Origin of the sequence: Thiosulfativibrio zosterae, assembly GCF_011398155.1 — a bacterium.
Lineage (GTDB): Bacteria > Pseudomonadota > Gammaproteobacteria > Thiomicrospirales > Thiomicrospiraceae > Thiosulfativibrio > Thiosulfativibrio zosterae.
The window spans coordinates 960713-975351 of sequence record NZ_AP021888.1; the positions used below are offsets into that span (position 1 = coordinate 960713).

At 40.2% G+C, this 14639-nt stretch carries 13 protein-coding genes and 1 pseudogene; 13 read left to right on the top strand and 1 reads right to left on the bottom strand.

Annotation, left to right across the window (positions count from 1 at the left end):
- Window positions 1-23: 23 nt before the first annotated feature.
- The 3 genes from flgK to THMIRH_RS04180 all read left to right on the top strand — a co-directional run bounded on the left by flgK (window position 24) and on the right by THMIRH_RS04180 (window position 4220).
- Entirely contained in the window at window positions 24-1850 is a 1827-nt protein-coding gene (gene flgK, locus THMIRH_RS04170; protein ID WP_173290908.1) for a flagellar hook-associated protein FlgK, read from the top strand.
- A gap of 25 nt (window positions 1851-1875) precedes the next feature.
- Entirely contained in the window at window positions 1876-2931 is a 1056-nt protein-coding gene (gene flgL / locus THMIRH_RS04175) for a flagellar hook-associated protein FlgL (RefSeq protein WP_173290909.1), read from the top strand.
- 77 nt (window positions 2932-3008) lie between these two features.
- Window positions 3009-4220, top strand: coding sequence for a murein transglycosylase domain-containing protein (locus tag THMIRH_RS04180; RefSeq protein WP_173290910.1), 1212 nt, complete (start codon window positions 3009-3011; stop codon window positions 4218-4220).
- Here THMIRH_RS04180 and THMIRH_RS04185 read toward each other — a convergent pair.
- Window positions 4207-4800 carry a 3'-5' exonuclease gene (locus THMIRH_RS04185; RefSeq protein ID WP_173290911.1) on the bottom strand — a complete coding sequence of 198 codons (594 nt, stop codon included), beginning with the start codon at window positions 4798-4800 and terminating at the stop codon, window positions 4207-4209. The two genes, THMIRH_RS04180 and THMIRH_RS04185, sit on opposite strands and share 14 nt — an antisense overlap.
- A 201-nt stretch (window positions 4801-5001) precedes the next feature.
- On the opposite strand from THMIRH_RS04185, the gene THMIRH_RS04190 reads away from it, so the two are divergent.
- From THMIRH_RS04190 to pseH, 10 genes and pseudogenes are all read left to right on the top strand, one after another.
- On the top strand, window positions 5002-5289 hold the full coding sequence (locus THMIRH_RS04190) for a transposase (protein ID WP_173290884.1): 288 nt from the start codon (window positions 5002-5004) through the stop codon (window positions 5287-5289).
- Window positions 5286-6194: pseudogene (locus THMIRH_RS12165) on the top strand (IS3 family transposase). Before THMIRH_RS04190 ends, THMIRH_RS12165 begins: the two are co-directional and overlap by 4 nt.
- Before the next feature lie 90 nt (window positions 6195-6284).
- A complete protein-coding gene (gene pseB / locus THMIRH_RS04205) occupies window positions 6285-7283 on the top strand; it encodes a UDP-N-acetylglucosamine 4,6-dehydratase (inverting) (protein WP_173290913.1) in 999 nt (332 codons plus the stop codon).
- 3 nt (window positions 7284-7286) lie between these two features.
- A complete protein-coding gene (gene pseC, locus THMIRH_RS04210) occupies window positions 7287-8444 on the top strand; it encodes a UDP-4-amino-4,6-dideoxy-N-acetyl-beta-L-altrosamine transaminase (RefSeq protein ID WP_173290914.1) in 1158 nt (385 codons plus the stop codon).
- Between the two features lie 52 nt (window positions 8445-8496).
- A complete protein-coding gene (locus tag THMIRH_RS04215; RefSeq protein WP_173290915.1) occupies window positions 8497-10050 on the top strand; it encodes an ATP-binding protein in 1554 nt (517 codons plus the stop codon).
- A gap of 183 nt (window positions 10051-10233) precedes the next feature.
- On the top strand, window positions 10234-11085 hold the full coding sequence (locus tag THMIRH_RS04220; protein WP_173290916.1) for a sialidase family protein: 852 nt from the start codon (window positions 10234-10236) through the stop codon (window positions 11083-11085).
- Between the two features lie 126 nt (window positions 11086-11211).
- Window positions 11212-11913, top strand: a complete 702-nt coding sequence (pseF, locus tag THMIRH_RS04225; protein WP_173290917.1) for a pseudaminic acid cytidylyltransferase — start codon at window positions 11212-11214, stop codon at window positions 11911-11913.
- Window positions 11906-12949 (top strand): putative sugar O-methyltransferase, encoded by a 1044-nt coding sequence (locus THMIRH_RS04230; protein ID WP_173290918.1) that lies wholly within the window; start codon window positions 11906-11908, stop codon window positions 12947-12949. The genes pseF and THMIRH_RS04230 overlap by 8 nt, the downstream gene beginning before the upstream one ends.
- Entirely contained in the window at window positions 12949-14034 is a 1086-nt protein-coding gene (pseG, locus tag THMIRH_RS04235; protein WP_173290919.1) for a UDP-2,4-diacetamido-2,4,6-trideoxy-beta-L-altropyranose hydrolase, read from the top strand. The genes THMIRH_RS04230 and pseG overlap by 1 nt, the downstream gene beginning before the upstream one ends.
- A gap of 14 nt (window positions 14035-14048) precedes the next feature.
- The gene (pseH, locus tag THMIRH_RS04240) at window positions 14049-14630 is read left to right on the top strand and encodes a UDP-4-amino-4,6-dideoxy-N-acetyl-beta-L-altrosamine N-acetyltransferase (RefSeq protein WP_173290920.1); all 582 of its coding nucleotides are present in this window, start codon (window positions 14049-14051) and stop codon (window positions 14628-14630) included.
- Window positions 14631-14639: the final 9 nt, after the last annotated feature.

Below are 14639 nucleotides of genomic sequence, written 5' to 3' on the forward strand. Positions count from 1 at the left end.
ACCAGATAAAAAAGGATAATGCCATGGGCGATTTATTTAATATGGCGGCGTTGACAACCAACACCTTCAAAAAAGCCATTGAAATCACCAGCCATAACGTGGCGAACGTTGCCACTGAAGGTTATCACCGTCAACAAGTTTCCATCAGTAGTAATGCTGGGCAAATGACAGCGGGAGGCACTTTGGGTGGCGGCTCCAAAATTGATGGTGTTTTAAGAATCTACGACCAATCCATTCAGCAGCAATTATCAACCGCCTACTCTGTCATGAGTCGTTACGAAGAACAACAAAGCCTTACCTCTCAGGTAGAAGGGATTGTTGCATCTAATGATGAGGGAGTACAACAATTTATGCAGCGTTTTTTTGATGCTGCACAAAACCTATCCAATAACCCCACTTCTGAAACCAGTCGGTCTTTATTGTTGAGCGAGGGCGCCAACTTTCAAAGCCATATTGGCAACCTACAACAAGTTTTGGCAGACACTACCGATCAAACCAATAATCAAATTACCGATATGGTAAAAGAAGTGAATACTCGTCTAGAAGCTCTTCAATCCATTAACAAAGAAATTGACCGTGCCAATAATTTTGGTTTAGATGCCCCAAATGATTTACTGGATCAGCGCGATCAAAATATTTATGAGCTGGGAAAATACATTGATGTTAAGTCTTATTACCAGCAAGATGGTTCGGTTGATCTTTACACCGGCGGAGGCAACTTACCTTTGCTGAGCTCAAATACCTTGACGAAAATTGAAGCAAAATATAGTGAGTATTCCAAAGAAGGTCGCGTTGAAGTTTATATGTCTATAGGGGCGACCAGTCAGAAAGTCAGTGAAAACTTTAGATCTGGCTCTTTGGCAGCCACCATAGACTTTAGAAATAAAGTGTTGGATAAATCGCAGGATGAACTGGGCGTGACTGTTGCGGCTATGGTGGCTTCAACCAATTGGCAAAATTATCAAGGTTATGATGCAAATGGTAATCCTGGGCAAAATATTTTTCAGCCGATGAGTTCAACGACCTTAGCCTCTGAAAATAACTTACCACCGCAGGCAGAAGATGGTACGCAAATCTTTGTTACGTTTGATCCTTTGCCAGATGCTACAAGTCCTAAACCACCTTATGCTTCTGCCGCAGCTTTAGATCAACCAGGAACCTACACCGCTAAAAACGCTGATTACCAAACAGCCTTAACAGCTATAGGTCAAATGAATCCAAGAGAATATTTAATTCAATCTGATGGTGCAGGGGGATTTAAATTTTATGATTATTTAACCCGAGAGGATATTACTGCTAAAGCCTCTCCAACCGGTACGGCTGGTGTTTATCAGTTAGAGGGCTTAAAGTTTGACATGTCAACAATCAGACCTACTTCTGATGGCGATCAATTTTTAGTAAAACCTTATAAAGATATGTTGGCTGATTTTAATGTGACTATGAAAAATGGCGCAGAAATAGCCACGCGTGGTCAAAGCCCTAACCCCGCAGATACTGCGCCAACAGCAGCGGCAGACGGCGATAATGTTAACATTGCAAACTTGGCAAACTTAGCCTCTAAGAAGTTGATGTTTGCTAACAACAGTAATCAAGCCTCAGAAACACTCTTTGGTGGTTATTCCCGAATGGCAACCAATGTTGGTATGTATGCTCGAGGTACAGATGTTCAATTAGCAGCACAAACAGCGGTGTATGATAATGCTAAGTCTCGAAGCGAAGGTTTGTCTGGTGTGAGTCTGGATGAAGAGGCGGCCAATTTAATGATGTATCAACAAGCTTATCAAGCTGCCGCACAATTGATTACTTCAACTAAACAAATGTTTGATACCTTAATCGGTGTAATGCGCTAACCATGGGTTTAGCTAGGAGAACAATATGAGAGTTTCGACATCACAATTTCAATATCAAGGCATGTCTGCCATCAATAAGCACCAGCAGGAAATCTTGAATATTCAAGAGAAAATGAGTACGGGTAAAAGAATTAACAAACCTTCAGATGATCCGGTAGGTATGAATCAAGTTCATAGTTTAAAAACGATGATGTCTAAAATTGATCAATTCAAAAACAATGGAGATTTTGCTAAATCTCAATTGAGCTTAGAAGAAACTCAGATAAGTAATGGTGTAGAAGCCATTCAGAGAGCTCGTGAATTATCTATTCAAATGGCTAACGGAACTTACAATGAATCTGATAGAAAAGCTGCGGCCGCAGAAGTTGGCCAATTGGTTTTAGAGCTGAAAAATATTATGAACTCAAGCAATCCAGAGCGAGAGTTATTGTTTGCAGGTAACAGTGTCACTGCGGATGCGGCTTTTGTACCAGATGCTAATAATGCGGCTAATGGTACAAATTATGTTGCCTATATTGGGAGTGCTAACTCAGATATTTCGGGTACGCCAATAGATGCGCAAGCTAATTACGGTGCACGATTTATCCAAGTTAGCTTCGACACTGATAACACCATCAATCCTGATGACCAGGGAGATCCTTCGAGGGTTAGGATTACCGATAATGGCGCTCAAATGTTTAATATTCCGGGAATAACAACGCAATTTAATGGTGGTTCAACTGGTGCAGTCGCCTTTGCAACCCAACCAGATCCTAATATATTAAATGTAATGATTGAATTTCAGTCGTATCTTCAAAATGGTGAAGCTCCTCCTTCTACAATCGCAGAAGATTTTGATTTAGGTTTACGCCACATTTCTCAAAATTTAGCCGAAATTGGTGGGCGCCAAAATCGTATTGAAAGCCAAGAAAATGCGGGTTCTTCTTTTAAACTTGCGTTGGAAGAACGACGAATGAATATTGAAGAAATGGATGTGGTTCAGGGTATTACTGACTTTACTCTTCGTCAAAATGCCTTACAAATGGCTCAACAAGTCTTTGCCAAAGTGCAAGACATGTCTTTGTTTAACTATATTCGCTAATATTATCTTAACCATACCTTAATTGGTATCTTAATTGCTCTTGTCAAAATATCATCTTATTTTGACAAGAGTTTATTGTGAATTTTTCCCGTACCCTAACCTATTTGCTCATTGCTTTCAGCCTGCTGCTTCTCAGTGGTGGCTTTATGACTGCTTTTCAAGCCTGGGTGGTTCAGCAACAAAATGCATCAAAAAGTACAATTAAAAATTATCCTACAGTTTCAGGTATCCGCAATATAGTCTCAACGCCTAAACCCGAGTCAATTTTTAAAACGCCTGAGCCTTTGCTATTTTCAACTCAGACAACCATAGAAGACCAATCTAATGGGGCTTTCTCTCCCGATTTATACTTGCCCCCTAATGTCGTAAACGCTGAATTGAGTTCAGATGATACTCCACAAAAATCTCCATCAAATGATGAGGGCATATTACCGACCTTGGCCGTTTTTCAGGATGCTTTAGTTGTGCAGTTTCCAAAACAAATTGCTTCATTTCAAAATATGCAAAAACACCTTAGCCACTTAATTTTATCCCCTACCTCTTATGATTCTATGGATTGGTTAACTGCAGAACAATTTCAAACAAGTTTGAAACCCTTTTTATATTCAAAAGTTAAAGATGCTCAAGGTCAGTCTATTCGTTATCCCAAACAAGCCTATACTTATGCTAAAACATTGATTGAAATGGCTTTATCCCAAGATGAGGATAACGAAAATTTTGTTAATGTAAGAATTCCGCTAGTAGAAAAAGGTCTTTCAGGTAAAGCCAAAGATTATGAGCAGTTGGTAAGCCAATATTCTAAAGATTTTCAGGTTGAACCTGCATTGGTATATGCGATTATGGAAGTAGAAAGTAATTTTAATCCTAAAGCAGTGAGCAAATCGAATGCGATAGGGTTAATGCAAATAAAACCCTTTGCAGCTGGTAAAGATGTTTTTGAACTGTTAGACGGTAGAGAGGATGCTCCTTCTGAGTTGGAATTATTTGATTCTGAGCAAAATATTCGTATAGGGGTAGGCTATTTAAATTTATTGAAATATGGATACTTAAAAGCTGTTAAAAATGATGAGGCGAGAGAAATTTTAACCATTTCTTCTTACAACGGTGGCTTGTCTACGGTCTTAAAATTATTTGGCGATAACCCAGACAAAGCAATTGCAAAAATCAACCGTATTTCTGCAAAAAGTATTTATGAAACGATACAGCAGAAACATCAATCGGAAGAAACGCGTAATTATTTGGAAAAAGTTTTGTCAGCAAAGCAAAAGTTTCAAGTTATTTTGAGTTGAATAAAGCTTTAAAAAATTTGTAAACAAGGGAAGGATTTTGTTGGTGTAAATGGTTAATTGATGCCACTAAACTTAAGGTATCATCCATAGCATTATGCTCTTGAAGTTCTAAGCATAAATTAAAGCGTTGATAGAGTTGTCCACTATTAATCTGGGTGTCTATGCCAAACTCGTCAAACAAAGGAATTAAGTTGTGAGATTTAAGCCAGTCGATATTCAGCTCATTAATTTGTGCGGTCTCTAACAGTGTAGGCAGATCATTTCCCCAACTAACAATTGGAATGGTGCCGTTGTTACAGAAATCTCTAACCTCTTTAAAAAATTGAGAGGGATGCAGTCCCATATCGACTTGGGTTTGTTTTATACCCGTTAAATTTTGGATGTACTTTGACAGGGTAGGGTTTTTTTGAGGTTGAATGAATTGACTAAAAATGTCTAGATGCTCAATTGAACGATGGCTAACATCAATTTTAATTCCTGCAAATTGTATGAGTTCTCTTGACTCCCAATCAAGCTCCCAGTTGCGCTGAAAAGAGCCTTCCCATGCGGTAAATTCAGTATCATAAATAATTATTTGCATAGGTTTAATTGCATTTTCATTTTGCCCAGTCAATTGTTTTAAAAATTATAGCCATAATTAATTCAAAAAAAAGGATATTTGGCCGATATTAAATTTTATAAGATTGATTTTTATGCAAACAAAAAAACTGACATAGTGTTGTGGCTACACTATTTCGTACCTAGATGATGTTATAAAATCATCATCCAAAGGAGACCCGAAATGGCCAATGCAAAATATGACCCTGAACTCAAAAAAGAAGTGATTGACGCTATCGTTAATGGCGGAAGAAGTTCAGCCCAAGCTGCCAGAGATTATGAGTTACCAGTAACCGTTGTTTACACATGGGTTCGTGCGCATAAACTTAAAAATGATTTGGCAGTGATTCCAAATCAATCTGAATCTCTAGAGCAAGAAAATAAACGGCTCAAAAAAGAACTTGCTCAAGCCAAGATGGAGCGAGATATCTTAAAAAAAGCCACCGCATACTTCGCCAGCCTCGACAAGTGAAGTATGTCTGGATACAAAAGCATCGAGAAGAATTCCTGCTTGCGCTGATGTGCAAGGTATTAAAAGTGCCTATCAGCAGCTTTCATAGCTGGCTAAAACTGGATTTGACAGATAAGGTCGGCGAACAAAAAGATAATGCTGACTTGATTAAAGATGCCTTTACCACCTTAAAAGGAAATGCAGGAGCAAGAGGCATAAAAGGTTATTTAGCCAACGAAAAGAAAGTGACGATGAGTCGGCGAAAAATCGCACGAATCATGAGAGAACAAGGCCTAATCGTGCAAACTCGTAAGAAGTTTAAGAAAGCCAATAGTGCGGCGATTAATGACCCCAAAATAAAGCCAAACCTACTCAAACGTGAGTTTAAAGTCTGCTATATCAACCAAGTATGGGTTGGTGACATAACACAAGTAAAAACCCAGCAAGGCTGGATGTACTTGGCGACCTACATCGACCTCTACTCAAGAAAAGTAGTCGGCTGGGCATTAGAATCACACATGCGTTCTGAGCTGATTGAAACCGCATTAAAAAGAGCCTTGTAGAATCGTAAGCCCCCTAAAGGACTGATGGTTCACACTGACCAAGGTAGTCAATTTATCAGTAATGATTATCGCAAACTGATTGCCCATTGGAGCATTAAGCAAAGCATGAGTCGTCGTGGAAATTGTTGGGATAATGCCGTCATTGAGAGCTTCTTTAAGTCTTTCAAAACAGAAACAATTTACCAGCTTAAAAAAATAATAAGCCAACAAGAAATGCGCTGGCTGGTTTCAGAATATATGGGTCACTACAACCATATCAGACCAAACAGTTCGAACGGTTATATTCCACCGGCAAAATTCGAGAAATTGAGATTAGACCGACTAAAAGAAATTGAAGAAAATCTAGGTACGAAAAAGTGTTGACACTCCATAGAATTAAGCCGCATAATGAAATCTGTAATTGCGCGATATAGCCTTGCAGTAAAACGGTTAGTAAAGCATTGAAGGAAAAAAATGTTTAATAATAAATCAATTATTATTACAGGCGGTACGGGATCTTTTGGCAAGCGCTACACCAAAACACTGTTAGAAAGATACAAACCGAAAAAAATTATCATTTTTTCTCGTGATGAACTCAAACAGTTCGAAATGCAGCAAACTTACAATAATCCTTGCATGCGTTATTTTATTGGTGATGTGCGTGATCGTTATCGTCTAGAAGAAGCGATGGAAGGGTTGGATTATGTCATTCATGCCGCCGCTTTGAAGCAAGTGCCTGCAGCAGAATATAATCCCATGGAATGTATTAAAACCAATATCAATGGTGCTGAAAATGTCATTCGCGCAGCCCTTAAAAATAATGTGCAAAAAGTCATCGCCTTATCAACAGACAAAGCTGCAAACCCTATTAATTTATATGGTGCAACCAAACTTGCCAGCGACAAATTGTTTGTGGCGGCAAATAACATAGCGGGTAAAAAACCCACGCGTTTTTCAGTGGTGCGTTATGGCAATGTGGTTGGCTCTCGTGGTTCTGTCGTTCCGTTTTTTCAAAAGTTGATTGATCAGGGGGCTGCTGAGTTACCCATTACCCATGAAAACATGACGCGTTTTATTATTACCCTGCAGCAAGGGGTTGATTTTGTTTTGAAAAACTTTGAGCGCATGCATGGTGGTGAAATTTTTGTACCCAAAATTCCTTCTATGAATATGGTTGAAGTGGCTAAAGCCATGGCGCCCAATTTGGATATTAAAATTGTGGGCATTAGACCGGGTGAAAAAATGCACGAAACCATGTGCCCTGCGGATGATAGCCACTTAACCCTGGAGTTTGATGATCATTTTGTTATTTGTCCGACCATTCAATTTAGCTATCAGTCAGATTTTTCAGTGAATAAAATTGGCGAAACAGGCCAGTCAGTGGCCATGGGATTCGAATATCAATCTGGCACAAATCCACAGTGGTTGTCTGCGGAAGGCTTTTTGGAAATGGCTAAAGAATACGTCGATTAATTCATGAACTTTATCCCTTACGGCAAACAAAGCATTACTCAGGCGGATATCGATGCGGTGGTTGAGGTATTGCAATCTGATTACCTCACTCAAGGTCCGCAAGTGCCTTTGTTTGAAAAAACAGTTGCGAATTATTGTGGTGCGGAGTTTGCAGTGGCGGTTAACAGTGCAACCTCCGCGTTACATATTGCTTGTTTGGCACTGGGTTTAGGTGAGGGGGATGTGCTTTGGACATCTCCCAATACTTTTGTGGCGTCGGCTAATTGCGGCCGCTATTGTGGTGCTGATGTGGATTTTGTAGATATAGATCCACAAACTTACAATATGTCGGTTGAGGCTCTAGAAGCCAAATTAGAGAAGGCAGAAATCAAAGGGCATTTACCCAAAATTGTGATCCCGGTGCATTTTGCGGGTCAACCTTGCGATATGAAAGCGATTCATGCCTTATCATTGAAGTATGGTTTTCATATCATCGAAGACGCCTCTCATGCCATTGGTGCACAATATCAGGGGCAATCGGTTGGCAACTGTCAATATTCAGATATTACCGTATTCAGCTTTCATCCCGTTAAAATCATAACCACTGCAGAAGGTGGTTTGGCCACCACAAACTCACCAGGCCTGGCTGAAAAAATGCAGCTGTTTCGCAGTCACGGTGTGACGAGAGAGCCACACTTAATGAGCAAAGCCTTGGAGGGCCCTTGGTATTATGAGCAGGTCGATTTAGGTTTAAACTACAGAATGACCGAGTTGCAAGCCGCTCTTGGGGTGAGTCAGATGGTTCGATTGGATAGTTTTGTGCAAACGCGTCATCAATTAGCCAAAGAATACGACGATTCTTTGCAGGGTTTACCTTTAAAGTTACCGTTTCAGAGCCATAAATCGTTTAGCACCTATCATTTGTATCCCGTTCTCATTGAGGCCGATTACATAAGTCGTAAAGCGGTGTTTGATGGCTTGCGCGAGAAAGGAATTGGCGTTAATGTTCATTATATTCCAGTACATACGCAACCCTACTACGCCAAAATGGGCTTTAAAGTGGGTGATTTTCCAGAGGCCGAGTCGTATTATCAAAAAGAAATTAGTATTCCATTATTTCCTGGGTTAACTCAGCAAGATCAACAAGCGGTGATTGATGTTTTATCGGACTTGCTCGGATGACGTTTAAAATTTATTTTTTCTTGTATTTTTTCTTAAGGGTTAGAGCGTTTACATGAGTGGTGAGATTAAAAAGTTATTGCCCATTGGAAAATCCACCTTCAAAACATTGATTGAAGAAAACTACCTGTACGTTGATAAAACCCAATATGCACTGACATTGATTCAATCAGGTACTTATTATTTTCTATCGCGTCCACGTCGTTTTGGTAAATCGTTATTTTTAGACACGCTGGCCACCATTTTCTCGGGCGAAAAGGAATTGTTTAAAGGACTGCATATTTATGATAAACATGCATTTCCCAAGCATCCTGTGATTCGTATCAGCTTTAATGACGGATTGATTCGCTCTAAAGCCGACTTTGATCAATACGTATATCAAATGTTGGACGAAAATCAACGCCATTTACAAATCAGTTGCCCCAAGGATTTTAATGGTGCCGGTTGCTTTAAACGCTTAATTGAAGAAGCCCACCAAAAATACCAAACCAAAGTCATCATCCTAATTGACGAATACGACAAGCCTATCTTAGACAACATCGAAAAACCCGACATAGCCACCGAACTGCGCGATGAACTCAAAGGGTTTTACAGCGTTATAAAAGGTGCCGATCAATACATTCAATTTGTATTTATGACCGGCGTGAGTAAATTCTCAAAATTAAGCCTATTTAGTGGGTTAAATAATTTAGAAGATATTACCTTGGATAAACGCTATGCCACCATTTGTGGCTACACGCAAAATGATATCGAAACCACGTTTGCCGCGCATTTAGAAGGGCAAGATTTTAACCAAATTAAAACCTGTTACAACGTCTATAAATGGTTAGGCGAAGGGGTCTATAACCCCTTTGATATTTTATTGTTTATCAGTAAAGGGTTCATATTTCGTAATTACTGGTTCTCAACCGGCACACCGACCTTTTTATTAAAAATATTGGAAAAAAACCAGTATTTTCTCCCCGACCTAGAAACCGTTGTGGCCGATGATTCTTTGCTGAACAGCTTTGATGTCAATCACATTCAGTTCGAAACTCTAATGTGGCAAACCGGTTATTTAACCATCAGCCACACCGAAACCATTTTAGACAGAATTGAATACCATTTAATCATCCCCAATAAAGAAGTCCAACAATCCTTACTAGGCGTGATTGCTCAGCACCTCACGCAGAGCGCCAATTTTGTGCAATTATCGAATGATGTTTTACGGGCCTTATTAAAACTAGATTTTGAAGCCCTCAAAAACCAACTCATCGCCCTCTATGCCAGCATTCCTTACGAACACTTTACCCACAGCAAAATGCACTTATACGAAGGCTATTACGTAAGCGTGTTTTACGCCTATTTAAAAGCGTTAGGGTTAGAATTAATCGCCGAAGACGCCACCAGCAAAGGCCGTATTGACTTAACCCTAAAACAGCCCGATGCCACAATAGTAATAGAGTTTAAAGCCGATGGCGCAACCGCCGAAGACGCGTTGGTGCAAATAAAAGGCAAAGGCTACGCCAACAAGTATTTAAATAACGGCAAGCCTGTGTACGCGGTAGGGATAGGGTTTGATAAAGAACAACGTAATATTGCAAATCTAGCGTATCAAATAGTTTGTTAGGGATTAAGCCGTGATAAGCAATGATAAGCCAGGCTAAGTCTTAATTTTTTACGCCAAATGAATCATTTAGGTCTCACAATGCAAATACAAACATTATGGCAATCCAACAAGCATTGCGCGTTTACCGATTTGGTTTATTGCAATCACGTTTGGTACTGTGTGTTTCGCGAGGGGTCAACCCACATGTCTTTAGACGGACAAATTGTGGTGCTTACCTCGGACGATGCCGTTTCTTGGCACAAGCACAGCGTATTAAGTTGGCAAGGCGGCGACCTGCGCGACCCTAAATTAAGTGTTACGCCAAGCAATACAGTCATTATGACCGCCGGAATTCGTTGGGCCGTGCCCAATACATCAGTCAGTCGTCTTTATTCAGTGGGTTGGCAATTGGCCAATAATGACCAGGCCTGGTCATCACCCATAATAGATAAAACCAGCGAAGGCACTTGGCGCTGGGCCACCACTTGGCATAAAGGTTACGCCTACAGCGTAGGTTATGGCGGACACGATCAGCAAGGTTGTTTGTATCGGTCGGACGATGGACTGCATTGGGAAGCTTGGCTAAAACCGTTCTTTACCGATGCCACGGTGTTCAGTAATGAAAGTTCGTTGGTCTCAGAGGGTGAAAACTTAGTGTGCTTAACGCGTCGCGATGCAGCCGGTGGCGCTAAAGCTATTTTAGGTTGTACGACCGATGAGCTTAAGGCTTGGCACTGGAAAACCTTACCCATAGCGATTGGCGGTCCCAAGTTGCTTAAACTTTCAAATGGCGAGTGGGTTATGGCGGTGCGACGTATAAATTATAAACGTGGCCTTGCCAAAACGCGTCTTTATAAGCTTAATCCGCACTCTGGTAAAACCAAACATTGGCGCACTTTACCCAGCGGTGGCGACACCAGTTATGCAGGAATGGTTGAGAAAAACGGCCAACTTTATATTAGCTACTATTCATCGCATCAAGACAGTCAAACTAATATCTATCTGGTTACCTTGCCATTAAAGGTAAAAAAACGAAGTCTAAAGTTCGCCAAGTAGCTTATCAAACTAAAGCCTTTAAGCTTTAGTTTGATAAGTCTTGGTCGATACAATATGAAATAACTCGGAATTTAAACCATGAACTAGACATGTTTCATGGTTTAGCTTATTAAATAGGTTATCTTAATGAAAATTGCTATCATCCCCGCGCGCGGTGGTTCAAAGCGCATTCCGCGCAAAAATATAAAAGATTTCTGTGGAAAACCAATAATTGCTTATCCTATCCAAGCTGCGCTTGAGTCTGAATTATTTGACCAAGTTGTTGTCTCAACCGATGATGATGGTATTGTGGAAGTAGCGAAGTCTTTTGGTGCCAAGCTGCCATTTAAACGTCCCAAGTCCTTGGCGGATGACCATGCTGCGACTGCTCCGGTGATTATTCATGCAATAGAGTGGTATGAATCTCAAGGGGTTGAAATTGAAGAGGTCTGTTTTTTATATCCTTGTACACCGTTTGTCACGGCGAAATTATTACAAAGCGCATACGCAGAGTGGAAAAGCAGTGATGCAGCCTATTGCTTTTCAGTGTGTGAGTTTGCATCTGCACCCCAACGTGCGCTTAAGCTGAATAACGATGGGCGATTAGAGAGTCTTTACCCTCAATATAGAGGCGCGCGTACCCAAGATCTAGATAGAGCGTTTTTTGATGCAGGACAGTTCTATTTTGTTAATCCTGACGTTTATAAGAAAAGAACACCTATTCATAGTCCAGCATCACTCCCTTATATCATCCCAAAGTATTTGGCACATGATATTGATACGCTAGCAGACTGGCAGCTGGCAGAAATGTTTTATCGGTTTTTACAAAATGAGAACATAAATGGATAACTGTAAAAAGTTGTTAAAAGAAATGGAACAAGCTTCAACGCTTTATCAGCCCGGTGTTTTCTGGCAAGAGGCTTCAAAGCTGATGTTTGAGTCGCTTAATAATCATGGTTTCGACTCCTTTAGGCGTTTACCTTGGTCGTTAATCTTCTTTGTGCCTACCTATGGTTCGCCGGGAAGTTCCTTATCGGGTAAACACATTGAAAGTCTGCAGGAGTGGATAGTTCAGCAGAACCTAAATTCCAAACAGACTCAGTTGTTATCAACGTTTTCGAGTGGCGAAGAAAGAGCATTAGCTGACTATCGAACTTTGGTAGCTAGCGAGTATCAAACAAGCCTGATGCCGCGTTTAGTTGATTTCAGTGAAAGTACAATCGGTGAACCGAAAGAACAGTTTGAATTTGATGGTAAAAGATATAGTCGTTCAGCCTTAAATTATTTATTGGGCTTGTCGTTTTTTAAAAAACATGCAGACTTAGATAACATTGGCATAATTATGGAGATCGGAGGTGGCTTTGGGACGATGGGTGAAATAGTCTATAAGCTGATGCCCACAACACGTTACATCAATATTGATATTCCTCCCACACTCTGTTGCTCAACTTACTATTTGCAGCAACTCGTAGGACGCACCGAAATCAAACATCCCCTCGAATTCTTAAGCTTTACTTCTATTCAAATTGAAGACCTAAATTTAATAAATGTTTTTGCTTCATGGCAAGTTGAAAAGTTAAAAGGCAAGATTGATTTATTTGTTAACTTTATCTCCTTTCAAGAGATGGAGCCTGAAATTGTTGAAAACTATTTGTTTCATGTATCACGCTTGCAAGCTGAATGGGTTCTTTTACGCAATATGCGAGAGGGCAAGCCTCTTAAAGCACAAAGGCGTTTTGGTGTTGATAAGCCCATTTATTCAGAAGACTATGCACGCATGTTAGAGGGTTATGAGTTAGTTGATACTAACGTCATTCCGTTTGGTTTTAAAACAGTTGATGGTTTTCATTCTGAGTTGATGTTATTTAAGCGCGCTGTCTATTAATGATGAAGGTTGTGATTCGGGTTGATGCCTCAATAACAATAGGAACAGGCCATGTGATGCGATGCCTAGCCTTGGCTGCTGGGCTCAGGCTTAAAGGTGCAAACGTTGTGTTTATTTGTCGTAATCACCCAAGTAATTTGATATCCATGTTACGCGATAAATCTTGGCCTGTTCATATGCTTGATAGTCAACAAAACGATCAATTAGCTTCAGCGAAACAAACGAATTCAGTTTTGAAACATGATAAATGGTTGGGTGTTTCACAGATGCAAGATGCCATTGAATGTAAACATATTTTGAAGACAATAAAACCAGATTGGTTAATTGTTGATCATTATGCGATAGACCAAGCCTGGCAAATGGAGCTGCAACCATATTATAAGAAACTGATGGTAATAGATGATTTAGGTGATAGGCAACATCTTTGTGATTTATTACTTGATCAAAACTATGGCTCGACGCAAGTCAAATATCAAAATTGTGTGCCGGACTATTGCAAAGCCATAACAGGTCCCAGGTATGCTTTGTTGAGGACTGAATTTGCAGAATGGAGAGATATCAGTCTGAGGCGCCGTTCCAAATGTACACAGCTTAAATCTTTATTGGTGACCATGGGAGGTGTTGATGCAGATAACCTTACAGGTCAAATTTTAAAACAGCTTAAAAGCTTAAGTTTGAAGACAGTAGAAGAAATTGTTGTGATAGCGGGTGTGCATTTAGAAACTGTAAAAAAACAGGCAGTATCCATGCCAATAAAAACGATAGTGAAAACCCATGTTAGCAATATGGCTGAACTGATGAGTAAAGCCGATTTGGCCATTGGCGCAGCGGGGGGGACAACTTGGGAGCGAGCCTGTTTGGGTTTGCCGTCTATCCAGCTTGTTATAGCCTTTAATCAAAGAGATGTTGCTGAGCAACTTGAACAAGCAGGCGTGGTTAAAACGGCGGATAATCCTAAAGACATTTTGTCTCTAATAGTCCACTCCGAAGATTGGATGTTAAGCGTTAGCCAGAAATCAGCTTTACTTTGCGATGGTTTAGGGGTTGATCGGGTTATTGAACAGTTACTTAATTTAAACAAATAGTTGGGGCATAAATCATGAAAGCTTATGTGCCGAATAATATCTTTAGACGCGCAACACACGATGATATGGCCTTAATTTGGCAGTGGCGAAATCAGGCGAATATTCGAAAAGTAATGTTTAATAGTCAGCCGATTGAATGGCTCAATCATCAAGATTGGTTTGTAAATATGCTAGCGAGTCATACGCCTGACTTTTGGGTATTCACGCAAAACAAGCGGCCAGTAGGGGTATTAAGTTTTTCCAATCCCCAAGAAAAATTTATTTACTTCGGATTTTATCTGGGTGAAGAGAATGTCTGGCCTGGAACAGGTATGCTAATGGAGGTCGCTGCGTTAGACTATATTTGCTCACTGCAAAAGTTTGCATTCTTACGCGCTGAAGTGCTCTCATCAAATCAACAGGTTATAAAACTGCATCAGCGTTTTGGCTATGAAATTGTTGATATTCAAGAAGGTTTTTTAGAACAGGAAGGGAGCTTGCTTGACAAAATAATTATGGAAAGAAAAGTTGATAACTGGCTGTCGGACAGGCATGTGTTAATGGACAAGCTCCCTCAGCATTATCAGTTAGCGTTAAACCAGCTTGTTTTTGAATAGTTACTAAGG